This is a genomic window from Micromonospora carbonacea, from assembly GCF_014205165.1.
Lineage (GTDB): Bacteria > Actinomycetota > Actinomycetes > Mycobacteriales > Micromonosporaceae > Micromonospora > Micromonospora carbonacea.
In genome coordinates this window covers 1,246,795-1,270,862 of record NZ_JACHMZ010000001.1, presented here as the reverse complement: position 1 = coordinate 1,270,862, position 24,068 = coordinate 1,246,795, and the positions used below count along the sequence as shown (strand labels likewise).

Here is a 24,068-nt window from a genome sequence, read left to right as displayed (position 1 = left end):
GACCCGGCGCTCCTGTCGGTCACCGGCCGGGCAGGCAGACCCGCCCGGACGCCCCCGCCGGTCACCGGCCCGGCACGCAGACCCGGCCGGTGAACGCCGGATCCGGCTCCCGGACGTCCGCCCACGCCGGATTGGCCGAGATGTCCAGCGGCGGCGCCTGCCAGCCGGCGGTGAGCCGCTGGATCAGCGTGTACTCGGGCCGGGTCCGCTGCACCGGCGCGCCCGCGAGGAAGGCGACCAGGTTGTCCCGGACCTGCGTCCGGTCGAGCAGGCCGCCGTGCACGCCCACGGTCTGGAAGACCGGGATGCCGGTGTAGTCGCCCGGCGGCGCCTCGGCGGCCGTCGTGTACGGCAGGAAGGCGACCATCCGCACGCCGGGCACCGGGCACATGAACCGGTTGCGGTAGAACGGCGCGTCGTCGAGCAGCGACCGGATGAACGGCTCGTCCGGCCCCTTGCCGGGCCCGCCGGTGAGGCGGACGGGTTCGAAGAGGGCCCGCAGGTACCAGCCGGTGACCAGGCCCCACCCCCGGCGCGCGCCCGGCGGCGGATAGTAGGCCCGACCGGCCCCGACCAGCGGGCTGAACATGACCAGCGCGTCGACCGCCGGATGGGGCCGCCGGGCGAGGTAGGTGCGGGCCACGAGCGCCCCCTCGCTCTCCCCGACCAGGGCCACCTTCCGTCCGGTACGCCGGTGCAGCCGCTCCACCTGCGCGGCGAGCAGCTCCACGCTCTCGGCCATCGAGATCGTGGTGTCCGTCGGCCCGTAGGGCAGGGGCTCACCGTCGGGGCCCAGCCCCCGGTAGGAGAACCACTCCACCCTCGGGTCGTCCGGCCGCACGCCCCCGTACGCGGAGCCGTAGCCGGCCAGCACCACCACCGCCTGGGTGATCTCCGGTGGCAGCGGCCGGTCGAGCAGCACCCGCTCGGCCCGCAGGCTGGCCGGCACCGCGTCCACCGCCAGCGGGATCAGCACCGGCACGGTGAACGCGACCAGCACCACGAACGGCGTCACGGGCACCCGGGCCCACCTCGGCGGCGGCGCGAGCAGGGCCACCCGGAGGATCCGGATCCACAGCAGCCCGTTCACCACGCCCGCCACGGCGGCCACCAGCACCGTCCACCAGCTCGGCACGCTCCACGCCACCGCGCCGGCCACCGTGAGCGCCACCAGGTTCAGCAGCGACCAGCCGACCAGCCGGACCGACGGCAGCCCGCCCCACCACACCCGGACCATGGCGGCCCGCTGCATGAACGGGGCGATCAGGAACATCGGCAGCAGGGACGCGAGCAGCACCCAGGACAACGCCACCACCGACGCGGCCACCGAGATCACCGCCCACGGCGCGACGACGACCGTGACCACCACGACGAGGACGAAGCCCCGCCGGAGCATCCAGGGCACCGACGGCATCGGCATCCCGTCCGGCCACGCCAGCCGCACCATGAGGACGTGGTAACCGGTGCGGGCCAGCACCACCAGCCAGAACGTCGTCAGGAACTCCGGCCACGACTGGTGGTAGACGAACATCCACCGCAGGTCGTGGTAGGTGTCGTACGGCCAGACCGCGCCGGTCTGCGGCGCGAGCCCCTCGGCGGCCACGAAGCCCATCGCCACGAGCACGACGGCCTCGACGGTGGGGAACAGGCCGGTGAGGACGAGCAGCCAGACCTGCCTGCGGCCCACGCGCCCCCACCTCCGCCCGAAGCTCCCCTCGCAGGTTCCATCAGCGGGGCCCCGGTGTCAGCGGATCCGGCGAACTCGCGCCGACGGCCGGGTCCCCCGCCGGGGGCCGGGTCCCCGCCGGGTGGCCGCTAGAGCTGGGGCATCACCTCGGCGGCCACCAGCTCGACGTGGTCCAGGTCGGCCAGGTCGAGAACCTGGAGGTAGATCCGGCCGCTGCCGATCTCGGCAAACCGGCCGATCGTGTCGACGACCTCGGCGGGGGTGCCAGCGAGGCCGTTCTCGCGCAGCTCGGCCGGCTCCCGCCCGATCCGCTCGGCCCGCCGCCGCACCTCCGCCTCGTCCCGCCCGCAGCACAGCACCAGGGCGTTGGACCAGTTCATCCCGGCCGGGTCCCGGCCGATCTCCGCGCACGCGGCCCGGACCCGCTCGAACTGCGCGGCCGTCTCCTCAACCGAGACGAACGGCAGGTTGAACTCGTCGGCGTACCGGGCCGCGAGGCGCGGCGTGCGCTTCGGCCCCTTCCCGCCGAGCAGGATCGGCGGGCGCGGCTGCTGCACCGGCTTCGGCAGGGCCGGCGAACCCTGCACCGGGTAGTAGCGCCCGGCGAAGTCGAAGGTCTCACCGGCCGGGGTCTCCCAGAGCCCGGTGATGACGGCGAGCTGCTCCTCCAGCCGGTCGAACCGCTCCCCCAACGGCGGGAACGGGATGCCGTACGCGCTGTGCTCCTCGGCGAACCAGCCGGCGCCGATGCCCAGCTCCACCCGCCCGCCGCTCATCTGGTCGACCTGCGCGACGGTGATCGCGAGGGGCCCGGGGAACCGGAAGGTGGCGGCCGTCATCAGCGTGCCCAGCCGGATCCGGGAGGTGTCCCGGGCCAGGCCGGCGAGGGTGGTCCAGGCGTCGGTGGGGCCGGGGTCGCCGCTGACCGAGCCCATCTTCAGGTAGTGGTCGGACCGGAAGAACGCGCCGTAGCCGGCGTCCTCGGCGCAGCGGGCCACGGCGAGGAGCTGGTCGTAGGTGGCGCCCTGCTGGGGTTCGGTGAAGATCCGCAGTTCCATCCCCCGAGCATAGGGAGTCGCAAGGAAGGGCCCCTTGTTAACGCCTCCGGTAGAGAAGGGGACCCCTCTCACGCCCCGGACCTGCCCCGGGGCCACCCGGGGGCCGCCCGGGGCCGCCCGGGGTCCGCCCCGCGACGCCCGCGCCGGGTGGATGACAGACCACCCGCCCGGCAGGTGGCACCCGCCGCAGGGGAGACGCCCGTGGGGCGGGCGGGTCAGGGCTGGCCGAGGCCGGCCTCGCGGGCCCGCCGGATGGCCTGGCTGCGGTCGGCGACCTGGAGCTTGCCGAGCACGTTGGACAGGTGGTTGCGGACGGTCTTCGGGCTCAGGGTCAGGCGGCGGGCGACGACGAGGTTGCTCAGCCCCTGGGCGACCAGGTCGAGCACCTCGCGCTCCCGGTCGGTCAGCCCGGGGAAGGGCGTCGGGCCGCTCGCCCGGCCCCCGGCCAGGAAGCCGATCGCCCGGCTCGCCACCACCGGCCCGAGCAGCACCTCCCCGTTGGCCACCGCCCGGACGGCGCGGTCCACCTCGCCCGGCGCGGCGCCCTTGAGCAGGTAGCCCCGCGCCCCGGCGCGCAGCGCGGCGAAGACGGAGTCGTCGTCGTCCAGCATCGTCACCACCAGCACCCCGGTCCCCGGGTGCCGGCCGACGATCTCGCGGGTGGCCTCCACGCCGGACCGGCCGCCGCCGAGATGGAGATCCATGATGATCACCTCCGGGCGGGTGAGGTCGGCGACCTGGAGGGCCTCGTCGGCGTCCGCGGCCTCGCCGACGACCTCCAGCCCCGGCGTCGACGCCAGCAGCGCCGTCATGCCGAGCCGGAACACGGGATGGTCGTCGACGACCACCACCCGGATCGCCCCCTCGTCACCGCCCACGAACGGTCACCCCCGACCCGCCCGACGCGGCCCCCACCGGCCGCGCACCATCCACCGCGGCGTCCACCGGCAGCCGACCGCCCTCCAGGCGCGGAGCGTCCACCGGCGGCGCACCGCCCACCGCGGCGTCCACCGGCGGCGCACCGCCCACCGGCCGCACACCGCCGGCCGGGAGCCCGACCAGGGGCGGTGGGGGCGGCGGGAGCCGGTCGGCGGGCACGTGCACGCTGACGACCGTCCCGCCGTCCGGACCCGGGCCGACCGCGCACACCCCGCCGATCCCCTCGGCCCGCTCCCGCATCGAGAGCATGCCGACCCCGGCCGCAATGCCCGCCCCGATGCCCCGCCCGGCGTCGGCGACCCGCACGGCGAGCCCGTCGGCGTCGCGCTCGACCAGCACCGTGCAGACCGACGCACCCGAATGCCGTTGGGCGTTGCGGACGGCCTCGGCGACGATGCCGTACACGGCGGTGGCCACCGGCTCGGGCAGCGGCAGCGGCGGGGCGTCCACCTGCACGGCCAGCCCCGAGCCGTCGTACCGCCCGGCCAGCTCGTGCAGGGCGGGGGCCAGCCCGCGCTCGCCGAGGACCGGCGGCAGCAGGCCGCGGGCCAGGTCACGGACCTGCTCGACGCCCTGGTCCGTCTCGTCGCGCAGCCGGTCCAGCAGCCGACCGGCGGCGGCCGGGTCGACCCCGAGCAGGTTGCGGGCCGCCTGGAGGCCGAGCGCCACCCCGGCGAGGGTGGGGCCGAGGCCGTCGTGCAGGTCCCGGCGCAGCTTGCGGCGTTCCGAGTCGCGGGCCTCGGCCAGCCGGGACCGCGAGGCCACCAGCGCCCGGCTGGTGGCGGCCAGGCTGGCCGCCGAGGCGACCACGGGCGCCAGGTCGACCAGCGCCGATCGGGTACGCCCGTCGAGCCGCTCGCCGGCCCGCGCCCACGCGGTGAGCCGCCCGACCTCCCGTTCGCCCCGCCGCAGCGGCAGCACCAGCGGCTCACCAACCGGCCCGGTCGAGGCGCAGTGGGCGGTGCAGGGCTCCGGGCCGTCCACCTCGATGCCGCATGCGCCCAGCCGCAGCGAGTCGGTGAGGCTCCGCGCCACCCCGGTCAGCACGTCGGCCGGGTCCTCGCTGGCGCTGATCCGGTCCCCCACGCCCCGGACCACCCCGAGCGGCTCGGCGGCGGCACCGTGGATGAGCCGGTCCACCCGCCGCTGCACCCACCAGCGGCCCGGCTGCACGGCGGCGGCGACGAGGGCCGTGACCAGCACCCCGGGCACCGCCCGGCTGGCCGGGAGCAGGGCGTCCAGGGTGGTCACCCCGACGACGTACGCGGCGACCAGCAGGAACGTCAGCAGGAACCAGACCAGCGTACGGCGGACGGCGATCTCGATCCCCCACAGCCGCTGCCGCAGCACGACGGCCAGCACGGCGGCCGGGAAGAACGCCTGGGCGGCCAGCATGCCCGTCGGCGGCAGCCAGGGCGGCACCAGGTGCGCCCGGTCGGGGGGCAGCGCCACCGGGGCGAAGCTGACCGCGAGCAGCGCCGTGCCCACGGCGAGCCAGCCCAGCCCGACCCGTTCGGTGGTCGACGCGACCCGTCGCCGCCACAGCAGCCCACCGGCGGCGACCAGCCCGAGCACCGGCACCAGGGCGGCGAGCACGGGCAGTGCCAGCTCGACCAGCGTCGCCCAGGCGGCGCTGCGGATCGGCAGCGGCGACGTGGAGCCGGTGGCACCCGGGCCGGGCCAGGTGAGCTGGCCCAGTTCGAAGGCGGCCACGACCACCGCGCCCGTCGTCACCGCCGCCCGCGCCGGCGCCGGCAGCCGCCCCTCCCGCACCAGCCACGGCAGCACCACGATCAGCGACAGCATGCCCGGCGCCCAGCCCCAGTGCCGGGCCGAGGTGAGCCAGGTGAGCTCGGGCAGCTCGGGGTGCACCCGGAGCAGGTCGGCGTACTGGGCGCCCAGGGCGGAGACCCCGCCGCCGATCCCGGTCACGGCCAGCAGCCAGGCGACCGGGTGCCCCCGGCGCAGCAGGACCAGCCAGGCCACCGCCCCGTAGACGGCGCAGTCGGTGAAGTCGACGAGGAAGTAGAGCTGGGCCAGCCCCCACGGGCGGTGGGCCAGCGCCCAGCACAGCGCGGTGCCGGTGAACAGCAGCGCGCAGACGACGGCGACGGCCCGGGCGGCGACCGGGCGGCGGTGGTCGTCGCCGGCGCCCGGGACGGGGCGGGCACGCGGCGGCGGGTCGGCCAGCATGACGTGATCCTGTCAGCCGGATCGTCGGTTGCCGATGGCCCGTTGCTCCAGGGCGGCTGTCGGTCCCGCGACAGTCGTCCACCGGCGGGCGGGGACGGGGTGGCCGCTGACGGGCACGGGAACCTCCGGGATCTGGCGGCTGGCGGGCGGACCGGCGGAGCGCGCTGCCGGCGACGGCCCGAGCCCGTTCGAGCATGCCGGTCCCGGTGTCCCGGGCGCCTGGTGCGTGCCGTCCCGGCCGGTCGGGAACTTCCGCAGCGCGCCGCGGGCCCGGACCGCCGGTACCGCTGTCCCTTCCCGCCGGGACGTCGGGCGACGGACCGTCTGTGCCGAGGGCGTCGACGTCGGCGTCGCGGACCGTGGCGTCGCAGGGGCGTCGCGGGTCAGGGGTGAGCAGGAGGCCACAGTGGACGACCAGGACCGGATTCGCCTGACCGGGGCCGTGCGGGAGCTGGCCCCGGAGCTGGCCCGGCGGGCGGAGGAGATCGAGGCGGCCCGGGAGCTGCCCGTCGACCTGCTCGACCGGCTGCGGGCCGCCGGCTGCTTCCGGATGTTCGTGCCGCGCAGCCACGGCGGGTACGACGCCGACCCGCACACCGGGCTGACGGTGCTGGAGGCGCTGGCCCGCGCGGACGGGTCGACGGGCTGGACGGTGATGATCGGCGCGGAGACCCCGCACCTGTTGGCGATGCTGTCCCGGGACCAGTTCGACAAGCTGTACGCCCACGGCCCCGACGTCGTGGTGGCCGGCGGCTTCGCCCCGCAGGGGCGGGCGGAGCTGGCCGACGGCGGGTTCCAGGTGACGGGGCGGTGGGCGTTCGCCAGCGGATCCCGGCACGCCGACTGGATCTTCGGTAACTGCGTGCTCACCGGCGACGGTCAGCCGCTGCCCGGCCCGGCCGGCCAGCCGGTGGAGGTCCGCTCGATGCTGTTGCCGGCCGGGCAGGTGACGGTGGCGGACACCTGGCACGCCCTCGGGCTGCGCGGCACCGGCAGTCACGACGTGCGGGCCGACTGGGTCTACTGCCCGGTCGAGCGGAGCTTCGACCTGTTCGCCGGCGTGCCGTGCGTGCCGGGGCCGGGCTTCGTCGCGCCGCTGGCCCAGTTCGTCCTGCACCTGGGCGCGGTGGCCGTCGGGATCGCCCAGGGCGCCCTGGACGACACGGTCGCCCTGCTCGACGGCGACCGACGGCGGCTCTACGCCCGGCAGCCGCTGGCCGACTCGCCGGCCTTCCGGGAGCGGCTGGGCCGGGCCGACCTGCACGTCCGGGCGACCCGGGCGCTGCTGCGGTCGCTGGCCGACGACCTGTTCCGGGCGGCGCACGACGGTGGTCCGGTCGCGCTCGCTGGGTTGCAGCCGCGCATCTCGGCCAGCCTGCCCTGGGTCACCGAGATCGCCACCGCCGCCGTGGACGCCTGTTACCGGGCGGCCGGGGGCGGCGCGGCACGGGACTCCTCGCCCGTGCAGCGCCGGTTCCGGGACATCCACACGTTCTCGCAGCACGCGGCGGCGGCCGAGGGCTGGCTGGGCAACAACGGCAGCCAGCTGCTCGGCCGCCCGGTCGAGCTCGCCTACTGACACGCCGGGCCCACGACGGCGGCCCGGCGCGGGCCCGACCAGGCGTGCCCCGGCCAGGCGCGGCCAGGCCCACGACGGGCCCGACCAGGCACGCCCCGGCCAAGCCCGACCAGGCGCGGCCAGGCACGCCCCGGCGCGGACCAGGCCAGGCCCGACCGGTCCCGACCAGGCGCGGGCCGGCCGGGACCGGTGGGGTCAGTCGCCGGCGCCCAGGGCGGCCACCGGGCTCACCCGGGCCGCCCGGCGCGCCGGCAGCAGCCCGGCGAGCGCCGTCGCCACCGCGAGGGCCAGCACCACCCCGGCGAGCTGCCCCGCCGGGAACTCGACGGGCGCGTCCTGGCCCAGCGCCGCGACGGTCAGCCACGAGTAGGGCAACGCCAGCAGCAGTCCGAGGGCCGCGCCGAGGACGCCGTACAGGCCCGCCTCGACCGTCAGCATCGCCCCGAGCCGGCGACGCGACATCCCGACGGCCCGCAGCAGGCCGGACTCCCGGGTGCGTTCCACCACGGACAGCGCCGTGGTGGTGCCGACGCCGACCACGGCGACGACCACGGTCAGGCCCAGCACCCCCAGCAGCACCCCCAGCAGCGCGCCGAGCTGGCCGTCCAGCTCGTCGCGGTCGTCGGCGGTCACGACGATGCCCACCTGCTGACCGCCGGCGGCGCGCAGGGCCCGCACCGCCGCCGTGCGGGCCTGCTCGTCGTCGCCCGCCACGTCGGCCAGCAGTCCGGTCGGGCCGGCCGGCACACCGAGGCGGTCCAGGTCCGCCGGGTCGACCAGCAGCCCCGCGCCGACCGGGGTGTTCGCCATGGTCGCGGCCACCCGCAGCCGCACCGACCGGTCGCCCCGGGTGACGGTCACCTCGTCGCCCGGCCGCGCGCCCGCCTCTTCGGCGAGGAACCGCAGCAGCACCACCCGCCCGGGGCCGGCGTCGGTGAGCCGGCCGGCGCTCGCGCCGAAGTCCGCCCAGGTGGCCAACGCGCGCAGGTCCAGGTCGGTGGCGGTGAGCCCGTCGACCTCCGCGCCGGCGACGCGCACGTCGGGGCTGCTGCGGTACGGCACCACCCGGTCCAGCTCGCCGATGCCCCGGACCCGCTGCACGAGCCCGGCCGGCAGCGGCCCGTCGCCCCGGGCGGTCACGGCGACGTCGGCCGGCGCCATGCCGGCGAGTTCCCGCTTGAGCAGCGCCCCGAGCGAGGCGCTGCCGACGAGCGCGCCCGCGACCAGGGTGACCCCGAGCGCGACGACGACGCTGACGGCCGACGCCCGGCGGGGCGCCCCGCCGACCCCGCCGACGGCCAGCCGGCCGAGCGGGCCGAGGCGGCGCAGCGGCCAGCCGACGACGGCCAGCACCGGGCGCACCAGCAGCGGGCCGAGGGCCACCAGCGCGGCGTACGCGAGCGCGCCGGACGCCACGATCGCCAGCAGCGGCCCCACCGGGTCGTAGTTCTCCGTGTCGGGGCCGGGCAGCCGGCTCGCCACCAGCAGGGCGGCCAGCACCGCGCCGGCCGCGAGCAGGACGCCGGCTCCGGCGCGCGCCCAGCCGATGCCGCGCCGGCCGGCCGTGGTGCTGGCGGTGCGCAGCGCCTCCAGCGGGGCGACCCGGGCGGCGGTGACCGCCGGGGCGAGCACCGCCAGCGCCGTGACCAGGGCCGCGCCGAGCGCCACGGCGACCGCCGCCGCGATCGGGTGGCCGGGCGAGGCCACGGCGAGGCCGAACGCCCGCAGCACCGGCGGCAGCCCGTGCCCGACGCCGTACGCGGCCAGCACGCCGGCCAGGCCCGCGACGATGCCGGTGCCCGCCCCCTCGACGACCAGCGCCCCGAACAGGCCGGCGCGGGGCGCCCCGACGGCGCGCAGCAGGGCGAGCTGCCGCATCCGCTGGGCGAAGACGATCCGGAACGTAGAGGTGGCGACCAGCACCGCCGCCACGACGGCGATCGCCACGAACATCGTGACGAGGGCGAAGAGGTCCTGGACACGCCCGCTGACCTCGTCGGCCTCCGCGCGGCGGGCCTCCGCCCCGGTGCGGACGACGACGCCGTCACCGGCGCGGTCGGACGGGCCTGCCGACGCACCGGGAGCCGACGCACCGGAGGCCGACGCGGCGCGGGTCAGCGCGGCGGACACGGCGTCGGGGTCGGCGCCGGGAGCGAGCCGCACCTCGACCTGCCGGAGCTGGTCGGAGCCGCCGAGCCGGGCAGCGAACGCGTCCGTGGTGTAGGCGGCCTCCCCCGAGTCGTCCGGCGCGTCCACCACGCCGACGACGGTCAGCCCGACCGGCCGGTCCGGCGCGACGCCCGCGAGCCGCACGGTGCCGCCGACGGCCAGCCCGAGCCGGTCGACGGTGCGCCGGGTGACGGCCAGCTCGCCCGCCGTGGCCGGGTACCGCCCCTGCACGACGCGGGCCGTGGCGAGCGGGCCGGCACCGGGGTCGGCGTACACGGACAGGCCCGCGCCCCGGTCGTCGGCGAACTCGTGGAAGGCGTCCGTGCGGCCGACCGCCTCGGCGACGCCGGGCAGCCGGCGGGCCGCGTCCAGCGTCCGCAGGGAGACGCCGTCGCCGCCGGTGACGACCAGGTCGGCCGCCGCCGGGGTCCCGCTGAAGCCGGCGAGCACGGTCCGCTCGGTGACCTGGTAGGCCAGCACGGTGCCGAACACGACGAACGCCGCGACGATCACGGCCAGGCCCGTCAGCAGCGTCCGGGCGGGGCGGCGGGCCGCCTCGACGAGCTGCGCGCGCAGCAGCACGGCACGCCGGCTCACCGGGCCGCCAGGCCGTGCAGGGCGGCGGTGACCGCGCCCCGGTCGGGCTCGGCCAGGTCGCCGGCGACCCGGCCGTCCGCGAGCAGCACCACCCGGTCGGCGTACGCGGCGGCGACCGGATCGTGGGTCACCATGACGACGGTCTGCCCGAGGGTACGCACGCAGTCGCGCAGCAGGCCGAGCACCTCGGCGCCGGCGCGGGAGTCGAGGTTGCCCGTCGGCTCGTCGGCGAAGACGACCTCGGGGCGGGACACCAGGGCCCGGGCGAGGGCGACCCGCTGCTGCTGGCCCCCGGACAGCTCGCTGGGGCGGTGCGCCAGCCGGTCGCCGATGCCGAGCGCGTCCACCACGTGGTCGAGGAACTCCCGGTCGACGCCGCGCCCGGCGAGGTCGAGCGGCAGGGTGACGTTCTGCGCGGCGGTGAGCTGGGGCAGCAGGTTGAACGACTGGAAGACGAACCCGATGCGCTCCCGGCGGACCCGGGTCAGCACCCGGTCGGACTGCCGGCCGAGGTCGGTGCCGCCGAGCAGCACCTGCCCGGAGGTGGCCGGGTCGAGGCCCGCCAGGCAGTGCATGAGGGTGGACTTGCCGGAGCCGGACGGGCCCATGATCGCCGTGAACGCGGCGCGGCGGAAGCCCACCGTCACGCCGTCGAGGGCGCGTACCGCCGTGGCTCCCCTGCCGTACACCTTGACCAGGTCGACCGCCGCGACGGCCGCCGTGGGGTCGGGATGGTGCGTCGTCATGTCTCCTCCACCTCCGGTGCCGGTCACCGGGACGCCGCCGAGCCTCCCGGCACGGGGGCCGGCGGCGCATCCGTCCGGAGTCGGGTCCGCGCCCGCCGGCTCCGACTTTCGGCAGATCCACCGGCCCGGCCGGGTGGCTACGGTGGGATGCGATGACCGGAACCCTCAGCGGCGGGTGGCGGCGGGCCGGGCAGGCCGCCGCCCTGGCCGGCATGGCCCTGCTCGGCCTGGTCGACGTCGTCGGCGGCCGGATCTTCCCCGTCGACGGCGCGCTGGCCGTGCCGGTCGCGCTGGCGCAGGTCGCGCTGGCCGTCGCCACCGCGGCGGTGTGGCTGCCCGCCCACCGGCAGGGCTCCCGCCGGCTGGCGGCGGCCGGCGGCGCGGTGGCGGCCTGGTCGCTGGCGACGACGATCGCGTGCGCCACCCTGCGCGGCACCTACGGCCTGGACGGCCGCGTGCCGGTGCGGGAATCGGCCCACCTGTGGGGGCTGGCCGAGTCGGCCGGGCTGCTCGGGGTGGTCTTCGTGCTGGCCCGGCGGGCCGCCCCGCTGCCCGCCCTGGCCGCCGTGGCCGCGACCGGCCTCGCCGCCGCCGCGCTGCCGCTGCGCGCCGAGGTCGACGCCGACCACCTGATCATCGGCATGGCCTACGCGTTGCTCGCGGCCGGGGCCGCCGCCGCCGGCATGTACCTGCGGCTCACGGAGACCGCCCGGGAGCGCCAGCTCGCGACGGTACGCGCCGAGCAGCGCGCCGAGTTCGCCCGGGACCTGCACGACTTCGTCGCCCACCACGTCACCGGGATCGTGGTGCAGGCCCAGGGCGCGCGCTACGTCGCCGAGCGGGACCCGCAGCGGGCCGTCGCCGCGCTGGAGCAGATCGAGCGGGCCGGCGCGGAGGCCATGACGGCGATGCGCCGCATGATCGGGATGCTGCGCGGCCAGGGCGGGCCGGCAGACGTCCCGGTGACGCCCCTGGCCGGGGCGGCCGACCTCGCGGAGCTGGTGACGGCGTTCACCGCGGCCGGCCCGGTCCCGGCCCACCTGCACGCCGACGGGCCGCTCGGCGACCTGCCGGTCGAGGTGACCACGTCGGCCTACCGGGTGGTGATGGAGGCGCTGACGAACGTCCGGCGGCACGCCACCGGGGCACGGCGGGTGGACGTGCTGGTCAGCCGTACGCCGCAGTGGTTGTCGGTGCGGGTGGCCGACGACGGGCGGGGGCAGCGCGGCGGCCGGCCGGGGTTCGGGCTGACCGGGCTGACCGAGCGGGTGGGCGCGCTCGGTGGCCGGCTGCGGGCCGGTCCCGGCGTCGACGGCGGATGGCTGGTCGACGCGACGCTGCCGCTGGGCGGCGGGTCGCCTGCCGGGCGGGGCCTTTCCGGCCCGGCGGCTCGGGGGCCCGCGGGCGGGGAGGGCGGCCGGTGATCCGGGTGCTGGTGGCCGACGACCAGGCGATGGTGCGCACCGGGTTCGGGATGATCATCGACGCGCAGCCGGACATGGAGCTGGCCGGCGAGGCGGCCGACGGCGTCGAGGCGGTCGAGCTGGCCCGCCGGCTGCGCCCCGACGTCGTGCTGCTGGACATCCGCATGCCGAGGCTGAACGGGCTGGACGCCCTGCGCCGGCTCGCCGGCCCCGGCGTCGTCGACCCGGTGCGGGTGGTCGTGGTGACCACCTTCGACCTGGACGAGTACGTGCACGCGGCGCTGCGCAGCGGCGCGTGCGGGTTCCTGCTGAAGGACTCCGGCCCCGCCCTGCTGGTGGAGGCGGTCCGGGCCGCCGTCTCCGGCGAGGCCCTGATCAGCCCGTCGATCACCGTACGACTGCTGCGGCAGCTCAGTCCGCCGGAGCCGGCGCGCCCCGACCCGGCGGGGCTGTCACCGCGGGAGCTGGACGTGGTGCGGCTGGTGGCGCGGGGCGCGACCAACGCGGAGATCGCCGCGAAGCTGTTCATCTCCGTCGGCACGGTCAAGACGCACCTCGGCAGCGTGCAGGCGAAGCTGGACGCCCGCAACCGGGTGGAGATCGCCGCCTGGGCCTGGGAACGCCGCCTCGTGGGCTGACGGCGAGCGGGTCACCGGCTGGCCCGGGGCGCCGGTCACCCGGGCCGGCGGCCGGGCGGTGGACGGGCCGCCCGGCCGCCGGACCCTCCGGCTACAGGTAGGGGCGGGTGATCAGCTCGATGGCGTGGCCCGCCGGGTCCTTGAAGTAGACGCCCCGGCCGCCGTGCTCGGTGTTGGTCTCGCCGGGGCGGCGCATCTGCGGATCGGCCCAGTGCTCGATGCCCTGCTCGCACAGCCGTGCGTACGCCCGGTCGAACAGGTCGTCGTCGACCAGGAACGCGTAGTGCTGCATCTGGATCTCCACCGGCGGCTCGGCGAACTGGAGCAGCACGCCGTCGGTGAGCTGGATGTTGGTGAACACGCCCCAGGACGGCGCTGCCGGCAGCTCCAACAACTGGCGGAAGAAGCGGGCCGACTCCTCGCGGTCCCTGGCGGCGATGATGGTGTGGTTGAACGTGACGGTCATTCGGTTGGCCTCGCGGTGCTCGACGCGGACGGGGGACCTGCGGTGCGCAGGCCGCCGGGAGGTCCACGTGCCGAGCCTCGGGGGTGCCCTGCCGGCACCCGCCGTGCGGTCAGCCCTCCACCGGATCGCCGATCCGTGCGTGGCGAGATGCCGGTCCGGTGTTCACGATCGGTGACGCTACCGGGGGCGGATTGCGCAGACAACACCGGCCGCCGAGTCGGAGGTCAGGTTAGGCTAACCTTTGCAGGCATGTCGACCTTCCGCAACTCGCCCAACGTGCTGTTCGAGACGACCGTGACGGCGACCCGGCGACTGTCGCCCGGGTTCGTCCGCGTCACGCTCGGCGACGAACGACTGCGGGAGCTGGCCCCGCACCAGCGCGACCAGCGCATCAAGATCATGCTGCCGGTCGGCGGCGACTACCCGGCCGGGCTGCGGGCGGGGCTGCCCGAGCAGGGGTGGCGGCGCGAGTGGCGGTCCACGCCCGACCGCGAACGGCCACTGCTGCGCAGCTACACCGCATACCGGACCCGGCCGGCAGCGGGCGAGCTGGACCTGGACTTCTACCTGCACCAGCCGCACGGCCCGGCGAGCACATGGGCGGCGGGGGCCCGGCCGGGCGACCGGCTGATCCTGTCGGGTCCGCACGTCCGGGCCGGTCAGCCCGGCTACGGCGTGCAGTGGGAGCCGGGGCCGGCGACGCGGGTGCTGATCGCGGCGGACGAGACGGCGTACCCGGCGGTGCGGGGCATCCTGCCCAGCCTCGGGCCGGGGGTGCGGGCGACCGTCCTGCTGGAGGCCGGCACGGCGGCGGACGCCGCCGCCCTCGACGACGTGACCGCCGGCCACTCGGTCGAGGTCGGGCTGCGCGACGGGGCCCGGGGCGGGACGGCGCTGGCCGCCATGGTGGGCGACTGGCTGGCCGAGCACGGCGCGGCGGCGGCCGGGGCGGGCAGCCGCTTCTACGCCTGGGCAGCTACGGAGAGTAGCAGGATCGCGCACCTGCGCCGGCTCTTCACGGAGGCGCACATCGCCCCCGAGCGGGTCCACACGCAGGGGTACTGGCACGACCGCCCCACCCGTGAGGAGATCGCAGATTAGGTTACGCTAACCTAATCCTACCACCCTGACATCACCGTAAGTCACCAGACGGGAACCTGCACCATGCGCTCGACACCCCCTCGAACAGCCCGCCGACGTCTCCTCGCCCTCACGGTCGCCTCGGCGACGGCGCTCGTCGTGGCCGCCTGCGGCTCCGCCGACTCCGACCCGGCGAGCAGCGTCGGCGACACCAGAAGCGTCGAGCACGCGCGCGGCAAGACCGACGTGCCGGCCACGCCGACCCGGGTCGTCGTCCTCGAACCGGTGCAGCTCGACACCGCCATCGCCCTGGAGATCACCCCGGTCGGCGCGGCCGTGCTCAACGAGGCCGCCGGGGTGCCCAAGTACCTCGGGGACAAGGCCGCCGGCATCACCACCGTCGGCACCGTCCAGGAACCCAACGTGCAGAAGATCGCGGCCCTCAAGCCCGACCTGATCATCGGCACCGAGTCCCGCCACTCCGCCCTCTACGACCAGCTCACCGACGTCGCCCCGACCGTCTTCATGGCGTCCCAGGCCGACCCGTGGCAGGACAACGTGACGTTCACCGCCACCGCGCTCGGTGGCGCGGACTCCGCCGGCAAGCTGCTCACCGGCTACCAGCAGCGGTGCGCGGAGATCGCCAAGAAGTTCGGCACCGCCGGCAAGACCGCGCAGCTCATCCGCCCCCGCGACGGCGTCCTCACGTTGTACGGGCCCACCTCGTTCGCCGGCAGCACGCTGGAGTGCGTCGGCTTCACCACCCCGAAGCGCGACTGGGAGAACTCCATCTCGGTCGACGTCTCCCCCGAGCGGGTGCTGGAGGCCAGGGCCGACCACGTCTTCGTCACCACCGTCGACGTCAACGACCGCAGCACCATCCCGGCCTCGGTCAGCGCCAACGCCGCCGCCTTCCCCCGCCTGCACCTGGTCGACCAGTCCTTCTGGATCACCGGGGTCGGCACGGTCGGCGGGCAGGCCGTCCTCGACGACCTCGAACGCATCCTCGCCGCGTCGAGTTGACCACCACCGCATCCGCCCGCGCGGCACGGCCGGTCCACGGCCGTGCCGCGCGTCGCCGTACCACCCGGCGGTGGCTGGCCGGCGCGGTCGCCGTACTCCTCGGGTCGTTGGTGTTGTCGATCTTCGTGGGCGCGAACCCGGTGCCCCCGTCGGACGTCTGGGCGGCGCTGCGGGGCGCCGGCACCGACGCCGCGCAGTACGTCGTCTGGGGGCAGCGCCTGCCGCGCACCCTGGCCGGGCTGCTGGTCGGCGCCGCGCTCGGGCTCGCGGGCGCCCTGATGCAGGCGTTCACCCGCAACGCGCTCGCCGAACCGGGCATCCTCGGCGTCAACGCCGGAGCCGCGGCGTTCGTCGCCGTGGGCATCGCCTTCTTCGGGATCACCTCGCCGGCCGGCTACATGTGGCTCGCCCTGCTGGGCGCGCTCCTGGTCGCCCTCGCCGTGTACGCCGTCGGCGGCGCCGCCGACCTGCGGGCCACCCCCACCCGGCTGCTGGTGACCGGCGTGGCGGCGGGCGCGGTGCTGTCCGGGCTGACCACCGCGGTCACCCTCACCCACCCCGACACCTTCGACCGGATGCGCGGCTGGAACGCCGGCAGCCTGCTCGAACGCGACACCGCCGTGGTGCTGCCGGTGCTGCCGCTGATCGTGGCCGGGCTGGTCGCGGCGCTGGTCGCGGCGCGCAGCCTCAACGCGCTCGCGCTCGGCCCCGACCTCGCCGCCGCGCAGGGCGTCAGCCTCGTCCGGACCCGGCTGCTCGTGCTGGGCGCGGTGACCCTGCTCGCCGGTGGGGCGAGCGCCGTCGCCGGCCCCATCTCGTTCGTCGGGCTCGTGGTGCCGCACCTGGTGCGCTGGGGCGTCGGCACCGACCAGCGCCGGATCCTCGCCGGCTCCGTGCTGGCCGGCGGGATCCTGGTGCTGCTCGCCGACGTGCTCGGCCGGATCGCCGTCCTGCCCAGCGAGATGCCGGTCGGCATCGTCACCGCGTTCGTGGGCGCGCCGGTGCTGATCGCGCTGGCCCGGCGGCGACGGGCCACCGCGCTGTGAGCGCCGGGAGCCGGCCGGTCCGCCGCGCCGCCGGCCGTCGCCGGCTGGTGCTCGGCACCGACCGCGCCCACGTGGCCGTCGGCGTACGCGAGGCCGCCGTCTGCGCCGTCGCCGCGCTCGTCGTCGCCGCGCTGGCGGTGGTCGGCCTCTGGCTGGGCGACTTCCCGCTCCGCTTCGACGAGGTCCTCGGCGTGCTCGGCGGCCGGACCGGCGGGCTGACCCGCACCGTCGTGCTGGAGTGGCGGCTGCCCCGCGTCGCCGCCGCCATCGCCTTCGGCGCGGCGCTCGGCGTCGCCGGTGCGATCTTCCAGACCATCACCCGCAACCCGTTGGCCAGCCCGGACATCATCGGCCTGGCCAACGGCTCGTTCTGCGGCATGCTGATCGCCCTGCTGCTGCTCGGCGGCGGCTGGCACCTGCTGATGCTCGGCTCGCTCGCCGGTGGCCTGCTGGCCGCCCTGGCGATCTACCTGCTCGCCTACCGGGACGGCCTCTCCGGGTTCCGGTTCATCGTCGTCGGGGTCGGGGTCTCCTCGATGCTCGCCGCCACCAACACCTGGCTGCTGCTCCGCGCCGACCTGGAGACGGCGCTCTTCGCCGCCGCCTGGGGCGCCGGCTCCCTCAACACCGCCACCGCCGAGGTGGTCTGGCCCGCCGCCGGGGTGGTCCTGGCGCTGCTGGCGGTCACCCCCCTGTGGGCGGCGGCCCTGGCCCAGCTCGAGCTGGGCGACGACGTCGCCGCCGCCAGCGGGGTCGCGGTCGACCGGGACCGCGCCGCCCTCGTCCTGGTCGCGGTCGTCCTGGTCAGCGCCGTCACCACCGTCGCCGGCCCGATCTCCTTCGTGGCCCTGGCCGCCCCGCAGATCGCCCGCCGGCTCGTCCGGGCACCGGGCCTGCCGCTCGCCGCCACCGCCGGGGTGGGGGCGGCGCTGCTGCTCGGCGCAGACCTGGTCGCCCAGCACGTGATCCCGCTGACCGTGCCGGTGGGGGTCGTCACGGTCACCCTCGGCGGCGGGTACCTGCTCTGGCTGCTCGTCCACGAGTTCAGGAGGAACCGATGGTCGACCAACTGAACGCCCGGCTCCGCGCGGAACGCGTCACCCTCCGCTACGACCAGCGGATCGTCAGCGAGGAGCTGTCGTTCGCGGTGCCGGACGGCTCGTTCACCGTGCTCATCGGCCCGAACGCGTGCGGCAAGTCGACGCTCCTGCGGGCGCTGTCCGGGCTGCTCCGCCCCGCCGCGGGCCGGGTCCTGCTGGACGGCTCGGACCTGGTCGCCCTGCCGGCGAAGGAACGCGCCCGCCGGCTCGCGCTGCTGCCGCAGACCATGACCGCGCCCGAGGGGATCACCGTCCGGGAGCTGGTCGGCCGGGGCCGCTACGCCCACCAGCGGGTGCTCCGCCGCTTCTCCCGGGCCGACGAGGCGGCCGTCGAAGCGGCCCTGGACTCGACCGGCACGACCGACCTGGCCGACCGCCGGGCCGACGAGCTCTCCGGCGGGCAGCGGCAACGCGCCTGGATCGCCATGGTGCTGGCCCAGGAGACGCCGCTCGTGCTGCTCGACGAGCCCACCACCTACCTGGACGTCGCCCACCAGATCGACGTGCTCAACGTGCTGCACCGCCTGGTCACCCAGGGTCGCACCGTCGTGGCCGTGCTGCACGACCTCAACCACGCCGCCCGGTACGCCACCCACCTCGTGGCGATGCGCGACGGACGGATCGTGGCCGAGGGCCCGCCCGCCACGACGGTCGGCAGCGGACTCGTCACCGAGGTCTTCGGGATGCCGAACCAGGTCGTCCCCGACCCGGTCACCGGCGCGCCGCTGGTCGTGCCGGCCGACACCCGGGAACCGGGGCTCACCGGCCGGGCACCCGCTACTTCGCGAGGAGTTCGAGAAGCGGTCCGTCCGCCTGGGCAAGGGTCGGTGGGCCAGCCGACCGGCTGACCAGGACACGTCGGCAGTGGTCGAGTTCCACGTACAGCTCGCCGCCCGTGCCGTCGCTGGCCCGCAGCACGGCGAACCTGTCGGCAGCGCCCGCGCACCGCGCGGCCGGGGGTAGCGCGGCCAGCGAACGCAGCAGCGCTTCCCGTGCCGAGGGCGGGACCGGACGCCCGTACGCGAACGAGCCGGCGGGCTTACTCGCGCCCTGCTGGTCTGCCGGCACGCGGAACACACAAAGCCGCAGCGGCGCGGCCGGCGGGAAGGGCGGCACGGTGCGACCGGCACGCGGCCGGCTGCCCTGTTGGCCGGTCTCGGTGGCGACCATGTCCGACCAGGACTGGCCACAGCCCGAGGCGGCCGCCCCCGCCGACTCGACCTCCCGCACGACGGCCCGAAACGTGCTGCTCAGTCGTAGGCCCCGGACCGCCTGCAAGACCTCGGGGAGGGGTTTGCCACAGCCGTCGACCGGCAGCCCCGGTCGGATCCACCGGCCTGACGCGTCGAACAGCAGCAGGTTCGGCACCAGCGGGAGTTCCAGGGTGCAGGCGTCGGCGATGGTCCGGCCGTCAGGCAGACGCAGGGCCGCGAGCAGGGCCGTCAGCTCGGTGGACCGGCCCTCGGTGAGGACCAGGTCGGTGCCGCCGTCAGGGCGTCGGGTCCGCTCCTGTCGGCAGATGACCGCCGCCGTGGCCGCGAAGCCGACGCCGAGGCGGGGCAGGGTGAGGGCCCCGGTCGATGGGCCAGCCTCCGCTTCGGGCGCATCGACCGCGCAGGACGTCCAGCCTGACTCGACAGCCGGCGTTCCGGTTGCCCGGGTCAGCGCTGGAGCCGGTCGTGAGCCGGCTGGCGGCTCGGCGACCGCGCCGCACGCTGCAAGCACGGCCACGGCCACGGCCGCCACGCCGAAGACCTTCCGAACGACAGCGCCCACGTCGTTCTCTAACGATCCGCCGCGCCGAGCCGTTGCGCGGAGTTGGACGACGCGCGACCCGCCGGATGTGGTCTCCGTCGCTGCGGTCGCCACGCCAACGCCCCGGCCAGAACCGACCCAGGAGCAACCCCACCACGATCGCGGCGACCCGCTACCGACGAGTTTGCGCAGCCCATCTGGTGCACCGGGTGACGCCATCGGGTCGAGTCGACTAAGTTGTTAGCTAAACGAGGAGGTCGAATGATGTCGGCTGACGCCGTGCACTACAACATGCATGACGCCAAGACCCACCTGTCACGCATCATCGAACGGGTGGAACGCGGCGAAGAGATCATCATCGACCGGGCCGGCACCCCGGTGGCGAAGGTGGTGCCGCTCGTACGACGGGCCAACCGCACCGCGGTCGGCTCCCTCGCCGGACAGGTGGACCTCTCCGGCGACTGGGACTCCCCCCAGACCAACGCCGAGATCGCCGCCGACTTCGGCATCGGCGCATGACCCTGCTGCTGGACACGCACGTCGCGCTCTGGGCCATCACCGGTGATGCGACCCTCGGCGTCGATTTCCTCGACCAGCTTCGCCACGACCCAGACATCCTTCTCTCCCCCGTCACCTTGTGGGAGATCACCATCAAGCAGGGCGCGGGAAAGCTCGTCGGGCCGCCTGACCTCGCCGAGCGGGTAAGGGAGATGGGCTTCCGTGAGCTCCCGGTGACCCATGCCCACGCCATCGCCGCCAGCCGCCTGCCGCCCCACCACCGCGACCCCTTCGACCGCATGCTGGTGGCGCAGGCGATCACCGAGGGTCTGACGCTGGCCACCCGCGACGCATCGATAGCGCTGTACGACGTGGACGTCCTCAAGGTGTGATGGACGAGCTCGTCCCGGCACGCCCGAACGAGACAACCCTGATGACGCCAGGAGCTGGAAAGGTAGAACATCTCGTTCTACACTTTGCCCATGGAGCGCATCGGTGTCCGGGAGCTGAACCAGAACACGAGCCAGGTGCTGGCCCGGGTGAGCGGCGGCGAGACCGTCGAGATCACCGACCGCGGGCATCCGATCGCCCGGCTTGTTCCAGTTGGTGACGACCGGTCGATGCTAGCCAGGCTGGTGGCTGCGGGGCGGGCCGTCGCCCCGACCGGCGGCGGTCCTGTTCCGCTTCCACCGCAACTCGGTGACGAGGATGTGGACGTAGCCGCCACGCTCGCCGCGATGCGGGACGAGGAGCGCTGGTGATCTACCTCGATTCCGCCGCCGTCGTCAAGTTGGTCCGGCAGGAGGCGTGCAGTGCCGACCTTGTCTCCTGGCTCAACGCTCACGACGACGTGCCGCTGGTCTCCTCCGCACTCGTCGAGGTGGAAGTGCCCAGAGCGTTACGCCGGTCGGCGCCGCAAGCCTTGATCGGCGTGCCGGCGGCAGTCGGACGGCTCTTCCGACTGGAGATCGACAGCACGATCCGCGCAACCGCAGCCGCGTTCGATGAGCCGAACCTGCGTAGCCTCGACGCCATCCACCTGGCCACCGCCCAGCTTCTGACCAACGAGTCCGGAACGGCACTCATCGCCTTCGTCACCTACGACCGACGACTGCTCGAATGCGCCAAGGAAGCAGGACTGCCCGTAGCGAGCCCCGGCCAGAACTGACCCACGCGTCCACCACTGCGGATACGCAGTCGGCGGCAGGGCCACGGCATCGGCCGTGGCCTGCGGCGTCGGGCAGTTCAGCCGGACAGCGACGACAGGGCTGCCGTTACACGGCGACCAGGACCTTGCCCCGGTTTCCTCCCCGGTCGTGGTAGAGGCTGTGGTAGGCGTTGGGTATCTCGTCGAAGCCGTGGTGGACGGTCTGCTGGTAGCTCAGCTCCCCGCGACGGATCATGCCGCCGAGTTCGTCGCGCATCCTCGACAGGTTCTCCTCGGTGAACCACTCGTGGGCGAAGATGCCGCGGATGGTCGTCCGGGGATACATGATCATCGGCAGCAGGCGCAGCCCGGTCTGCTCGCGGCCCACCTGGGTGGACCACTGCCAGCAGACCGCCACCTGGCTGTGCACGTTCAGCATCGTGAAGACCATGTCGGTGATCGTGCCGCCGAGATTGTCGAAGTACTTGTCGACGCCGTCCGGGGCTGCTTCGACCAGCTTCTCCCGCACCCGTCCCGGCTCGTCACCGTGCCGGTACTCGACCACGGCGTCGAAGCCGAGTTCGGTGAGGAACGGGACCTTCTCCACGGACGCGGTGCTGCCCACCACGCGGGCGCCGAGCCGCTTGGCGAGCTGCCCGACCAGCGTCCCGATGGCGCCCGAGGCACCGCTGATCACCACCGTGTCACCCGGGCGGACCGTCATGAAGTGAGCCAGCGTGCCCCACGCGGTCACGCCCGGCCCTCCCATGATCCCCAGCGCCGTCGTCACCGGCAGCGCATCGTCGTAGTGCTGCGGATTCAGCTTGCGGTAGGCGGGAAACACCATCGGGAACGTCTCCCCCTGCCACAGCACCTCGCCGCCGGTGCCGACGACGTGGCTGCGCCAGCCGCCGTAGCCCTGGACCAGGTCGCCCACCTGGAAACGGGCGTCCGGCCCGGCCTCGACCACCTCCATGATCGAGTCGCCGACCATGTGCTGCCCGACCGGCGTCTCCAGGGCGAGCCCGTGCAGGTACGGGTCGACCGAGACGTACCGGGTCTGGAACAGCATCTCGTCGTCGCCCAGCGCGACCGGCGCCTCCTCGATCACCTTCTCGTAGATCCGGCCGGCGTCCGGGACGCCGTCGACATGCTCGCGCACGACCCACTTCTCGAACTTCAACTCAGGCTCCTTGCCGGGTGAGGACGGACGGGTGCCCCTGGGCCGTGGAGGTCGGCGAGGGCTTGGCGGGCACGGGCACCACCACCTGCGTGGGCGGCGGCGCCACGTCGTCGATGTCGGCCGTGAAGGGCCGACCGTCGTCGCGGCAGATGAACTGCACGACATGCCGGCCGCTGGCGGCGGCCCGGATGAGGCCGCCGATCGTGGTCCAGACGCCGGCCAGGTAGAAGTTGGCCAACCCGGGCAGCACCGGGCCGTGCTTCTCCAGTTCCTTCTCCATCGTCTCGCCGCCGTCGACGAACGGCTGCCAGCCGGCGATCGAGCCGGCGTAGTTGGCGGTGTAGCGGATCTGGGTCAGCGGCGTCGCGATGTCGTGGGCGACGACCGCGTCGGCGAATCCGGGGTAGCGCTGGTCCAGCAGGCCGAGCAGGGCGTTGCGCACCTGTCGCTTCGCGGCGTAGTACGCCCGGCCCCGCCGCACCCGCAGGGTGTGCAGCAGTTCGCCCTTGCGCACCCGGCTGGCCTGTTCCGGTCCTTCCACCAGTTGCCGCCAGGCGTCGGTGTCGGAGAAGAAGGTGACGAACACGACCGAGGTCTGCGCCGGGGAGAGCTCGGGATAGTGCCGGCTGCGGAACTGCACGTTGATGCTGGGGTGTTCGCCGACGCCGACCAGGTCCGTCGCCTCCTGCGGGGTCAGCAGGTGGGTGGTGCACGGGTCGGCGTCCGGATAGGGCCGGTTGAGGCCGAAGAACGCGCTGACGTACCCGGGGTAGACCTGGCCGGGCTCGTCGATGGTCTCGGTGTAGAGACGCCGGTAGGTCTCGTTGAGGTAGCGGCCGTCGAGGAGCCTGGTGACCGTCGTGTGACCGTCGCAGGCGGAGACGACGATGTCGGCGCGGTGCTCACTGCCGTCGCTGAGCCGGACGCCGACGGCGCGGTCGTCCTCGACCAGCACCTCGTCGACCTTCGCGTTGTACGTGATCTCGCCGCCGAGGCGCAGGTAGCGCTGCTCGATCGAGCGGGCCAACCCCAGCGAACCCCCCTGCGGCACGCCGGCGGTGCGCCCGGCGTGCGCCGCGAGCTGGAAGTAGAACGGCAGCACCGGGAAGCTGGCATGCCGCTCGTACAGGATGAAGTTGAACGCCTCCCGCAACAGCGGATCCTTGAACCTGGCGGAGTAGTCGGTCATCAACGTCGTGATCGACTTCCGGATGGTGTTGAAGTGCGGCAGGAAGGCGGCGAGCATCCGCCACCGTTCCCACGGCCGCATCAGGCCGACCGGCTTGAGGAACGGGTAGGCGTTGAGCAGCCTCTTGAAGGTACGGATTCCGGCGCAGAAGTCGCGGATGAGGCGCGCGTCGGCGGGCGAGTGCCACAGCAGGTGCTCCTGCAACCGGTCGGGATCGGAATAGAAGTAGACGGTCCGCCCGTCCCGGCCGCGCACGATGTTGAACGTCTCGAAGTCGCGCATCTCCTTCCCCTGGAGCGCGCCGAGTTCGAGCCAGATCTGGTGCATGTCGTTGCCCGGTCCGCTGCCGAGCAGCCAGCTCACGCACCAGTCGAAGGTGAACTCGCCCTGGTCCCAGGCGGTGCAGCAGCCGCCCGGCAGCTCGTGCATCTCGAACGTCCGCGTGCGGTAGCCGTTCATCTGGGCATAGCAGCCGGTGGAGAGACCACCCAGACCACCACCGATGATGATCATCGTTTCCCTGGCGGTGCTCGGTTCTGGCATAGTCGACG

At 75.0% G+C, this 24,068-nt stretch carries 22 protein-coding genes; 12 read left to right on the top strand and 10 right to left on the bottom strand.

Features of this window, described 5'->3' with window-relative positions; genetic code table 11:
• Window positions 1–61 precede the first annotated feature (61 nt).
• From HDA31_RS05775 to HDA31_RS05760, 4 genes are all read right to left on the bottom strand, one after another.
• Entirely contained in the window at window positions 62–1,687 is a 1,626-nt protein-coding gene (locus HDA31_RS05775) for a hypothetical protein (RefSeq protein WP_178066035.1), read from the bottom strand.
• A 128-nt stretch (window positions 1,688–1,815) separates the two neighbouring features.
• Window positions 1,816–2,745 carry an LLM class F420-dependent oxidoreductase gene (locus tag HDA31_RS05770; protein ID WP_178066036.1) on the bottom strand — a complete coding sequence of 310 codons (930 nt, stop codon included), beginning with the start codon at window positions 2,743–2,745 and terminating at the stop codon, window positions 1,816–1,818.
• A gap of 215 nt (window positions 2,746–2,960) precedes the next feature.
• Complete coding sequence (locus HDA31_RS32875) at window positions 2,961–3,623, bottom strand: response regulator transcription factor (RefSeq protein WP_246384082.1); 663 nt, start codon at window positions 3,621–3,623, stop codon at window positions 2,961–2,963.
• Window positions 3,613–5,877, bottom strand: coding sequence for a sensor histidine kinase (locus HDA31_RS05760; protein ID WP_178066037.1), 2,265 nt, complete (start codon window positions 5,875–5,877; stop codon window positions 3,613–3,615). Before HDA31_RS05760 ends, HDA31_RS32875 begins: the two co-directional genes overlap by 11 nt.
• Window positions 5,878–6,283: 406 nt before the next feature.
• On the opposite strand from HDA31_RS05760, the gene HDA31_RS05755 reads away from it, so the two are divergent.
• Window positions 6,284–7,456, top strand: coding sequence for an acyl-CoA dehydrogenase family protein (locus HDA31_RS05755; RefSeq protein ID WP_246384085.1), 1,173 nt, complete (start codon window positions 6,284–6,286; stop codon window positions 7,454–7,456).
• A 195-nt stretch (window positions 7,457–7,651) separates the two neighbouring features.
• Here the strand turns inward: HDA31_RS05755 and HDA31_RS05750 are convergent, their stop codons facing one another.
• Both HDA31_RS05750 and HDA31_RS05745 read right to left on the bottom strand, forming a co-directional pair.
• Window positions 7,652–10,222, bottom strand: a complete 2,571-nt coding sequence (locus HDA31_RS05750) for an ABC transporter permease (RefSeq protein WP_178066039.1) — start codon at window positions 10,220–10,222, stop codon at window positions 7,652–7,654.
• On the bottom strand, window positions 10,219–10,968 hold the full coding sequence (locus HDA31_RS05745) for an ABC transporter ATP-binding protein (protein WP_178066040.1): 750 nt from the start codon (window positions 10,966–10,968) through the stop codon (window positions 10,219–10,221). Before HDA31_RS05745 ends, HDA31_RS05750 begins: the two co-directional genes overlap by 4 nt.
• Window positions 10,969–11,120: 152 nt before the next feature.
• On the opposite strand from HDA31_RS05745, the gene HDA31_RS05740 reads away from it, so the two are divergent.
• Window positions 11,121–12,392, top strand: a complete 1,272-nt coding sequence (locus HDA31_RS05740; protein WP_178066041.1) for a sensor histidine kinase — start codon at window positions 11,121–11,123, stop codon at window positions 12,390–12,392.
• On the top strand, window positions 12,389–13,030 hold the full coding sequence (locus tag HDA31_RS05735; protein WP_178066042.1) for a response regulator: 642 nt from the start codon (window positions 12,389–12,391) through the stop codon (window positions 13,028–13,030). The genes HDA31_RS05740 and HDA31_RS05735 overlap by 4 nt, the downstream gene beginning before the upstream one ends.
• 91 nt (window positions 13,031–13,121) lie before the next feature.
• Here the strand turns inward: HDA31_RS05735 and HDA31_RS05730 are convergent, their stop codons facing one another.
• Window positions 13,122–13,496 (bottom strand): VOC family protein, encoded by a 375-nt coding sequence (locus HDA31_RS05730; RefSeq protein WP_178066043.1) that lies wholly within the window; start codon window positions 13,494–13,496, stop codon window positions 13,122–13,124.
• 249 nt (window positions 13,497–13,745) lie between these two features.
• On the opposite strand from HDA31_RS05730, the gene HDA31_RS05725 reads away from it, so the two are divergent.
• The 5 genes from HDA31_RS05725 to HDA31_RS05705 all read left to right on the top strand — a co-directional run bounded on the left by HDA31_RS05725 (window position 13,746) and on the right by HDA31_RS05705 (window position 18,593).
• The gene (locus HDA31_RS05725) at window positions 13,746–14,597 is read left to right on the top strand and encodes a siderophore-interacting protein (protein ID WP_178066044.1); all 852 of its coding nucleotides are present in this window, start codon (window positions 13,746–13,748) and stop codon (window positions 14,595–14,597) included.
• 63 nt (window positions 14,598–14,660) lie between these two features.
• Window positions 14,661–15,599, top strand: a complete 939-nt coding sequence (locus HDA31_RS05720; protein ID WP_074474642.1) for an ABC transporter substrate-binding protein — start codon at window positions 14,661–14,663, stop codon at window positions 15,597–15,599.
• Window positions 15,596–16,645 (top strand): iron chelate uptake ABC transporter family permease subunit, encoded by a 1,050-nt coding sequence (locus HDA31_RS05715; protein WP_083302629.1) that lies wholly within the window; start codon window positions 15,596–15,598, stop codon window positions 16,643–16,645. Before HDA31_RS05720 ends, HDA31_RS05715 begins: the two co-directional genes overlap by 4 nt.
• Window positions 16,642–17,718, top strand: a complete 1,077-nt coding sequence (locus tag HDA31_RS05710) for a FecCD family ABC transporter permease (RefSeq protein WP_219824949.1) — start codon at window positions 16,642–16,644, stop codon at window positions 17,716–17,718. The genes HDA31_RS05715 and HDA31_RS05710 overlap by 4 nt, the downstream gene beginning before the upstream one ends.
• A complete protein-coding gene (locus tag HDA31_RS05705) occupies window positions 17,715–18,593 on the top strand; it encodes an ABC transporter ATP-binding protein (RefSeq protein WP_219825137.1) in 879 nt (292 codons plus the stop codon). Before HDA31_RS05710 ends, HDA31_RS05705 begins: the two co-directional genes overlap by 4 nt.
• Here the strand turns inward: HDA31_RS05705 and HDA31_RS05700 are convergent.
• Window positions 18,523–19,614, bottom strand: coding sequence for a hypothetical protein (locus HDA31_RS05700; RefSeq protein ID WP_178066046.1), 1,092 nt, complete (start codon window positions 19,612–19,614; stop codon window positions 18,523–18,525). The two genes, HDA31_RS05705 and HDA31_RS05700, sit on opposite strands and share 71 nt — an antisense overlap.
• 150 nt (window positions 19,615–19,764) lie before the next feature.
• On the opposite strand from HDA31_RS05700, the gene HDA31_RS05695 reads away from it, so the two are divergent.
• The 4 genes from HDA31_RS05695 (at window position 19,765) to HDA31_RS05680 (ending at window position 21,166) form a co-directional block, all read left to right on the top strand.
• Window positions 19,765–20,019 (top strand): type II toxin-antitoxin system Phd/YefM family antitoxin, encoded by a 255-nt coding sequence (locus HDA31_RS05695; protein ID WP_178067727.1) that lies wholly within the window; start codon window positions 19,765–19,767, stop codon window positions 20,017–20,019.
• Window positions 20,016–20,390, top strand: a complete 375-nt coding sequence (locus tag HDA31_RS05690) for a type II toxin-antitoxin system VapC family toxin (RefSeq protein ID WP_178066047.1) — start codon at window positions 20,016–20,018, stop codon at window positions 20,388–20,390. Before HDA31_RS05695 ends, HDA31_RS05690 begins: the two co-directional genes overlap by 4 nt.
• Before the next feature lie 90 nt (window positions 20,391–20,480).
• Entirely contained in the window at window positions 20,481–20,759 is a 279-nt protein-coding gene (locus HDA31_RS05685) for a type II toxin-antitoxin system Phd/YefM family antitoxin (protein WP_181019396.1), read from the top strand.
• Complete coding sequence (locus HDA31_RS05680) at window positions 20,756–21,166, top strand: type II toxin-antitoxin system VapC family toxin (protein WP_178066049.1); 411 nt, start codon at window positions 20,756–20,758, stop codon at window positions 21,164–21,166. Before HDA31_RS05685 ends, HDA31_RS05680 begins: the two co-directional genes overlap by 4 nt.
• A 106-nt stretch (window positions 21,167–21,272) precedes the next feature.
• On the opposite strand, the gene HDA31_RS05675 is transcribed toward HDA31_RS05680, so the two are convergent.
• Window positions 21,273–22,328, bottom strand: coding sequence for an MDR family NADP-dependent oxidoreductase (locus HDA31_RS05675; RefSeq protein WP_178066050.1), 1,056 nt, complete (start codon window positions 22,326–22,328; stop codon window positions 21,273–21,275).
• Between the two features lies 1 nt (window position 22,329).
• Window positions 22,330–24,060: a phytoene desaturase family protein gene (locus HDA31_RS05670; protein ID WP_246384088.1), complete on the bottom strand. Its 1,731-nt coding sequence runs from the start codon at window positions 24,058–24,060 to the stop codon at window positions 22,330–22,332.
• Window positions 24,061–24,068: the final 8 nt, after the last annotated feature.

Bases quoted from the DNA above. Each gene is read 5' to 3' on its own strand.
- HDA31_RS05760 (WP_178066037.1), bottom strand. From the start codon at position 5,877: ATGCTGGCCGACCCGCCGCCGCGTGCCCGCCCCGTCCCGGGCGCCGGC.
- HDA31_RS05745 (WP_178066040.1), bottom strand. From the start codon at position 10,968: ATGACGACGCACCATCCCGACCCCACGGCGGCCGTCGCGGCGGTCGAC.
- HDA31_RS05725 (WP_178066044.1), top strand. From the start codon at position 13,746: ATGTCGACCTTCCGCAACTCGCCCAACGTGCTGTTCGAGACGACCGTG.
- HDA31_RS05730 (WP_178066043.1), bottom strand. From the start codon at position 13,496: ATGACCGTCACGTTCAACCACACCATCATCGCCGCCAGGGACCGCGAG.
- HDA31_RS05740 (WP_178066041.1), top strand. From the start codon at position 11,121: ATGACCGGAACCCTCAGCGGCGGGTGGCGGCGGGCCGGGCAGGCCGCC.
- HDA31_RS05670 (WP_246384088.1), bottom strand. From the start codon at position 24,060: ATGCCAGAACCGAGCACCGCCAGGGAAACGATGATCATCATCGGTGGT.
- HDA31_RS05685 (WP_181019396.1), top strand. From the start codon at position 20,481: ATGGAGCGCATCGGTGTCCGGGAGCTGAACCAGAACACGAGCCAGGTG.
- HDA31_RS05720 (WP_074474642.1), top strand. From the start codon at position 14,661: ATGCGCTCGACACCCCCTCGAACAGCCCGCCGACGTCTCCTCGCCCTC.
- HDA31_RS05770 (WP_178066036.1), bottom strand. From the start codon at position 2,745: ATGGAACTGCGGATCTTCACCGAACCCCAGCAGGGCGCCACCTACGAC.
- HDA31_RS05695 (WP_178067727.1), top strand. From the start codon at position 19,765: ATGTCGGCTGACGCCGTGCACTACAACATGCATGACGCCAAGACCCAC.
- HDA31_RS05690 (WP_178066047.1), top strand. From the start codon at position 20,016: ATGACCCTGCTGCTGGACACGCACGTCGCGCTCTGGGCCATCACCGGT.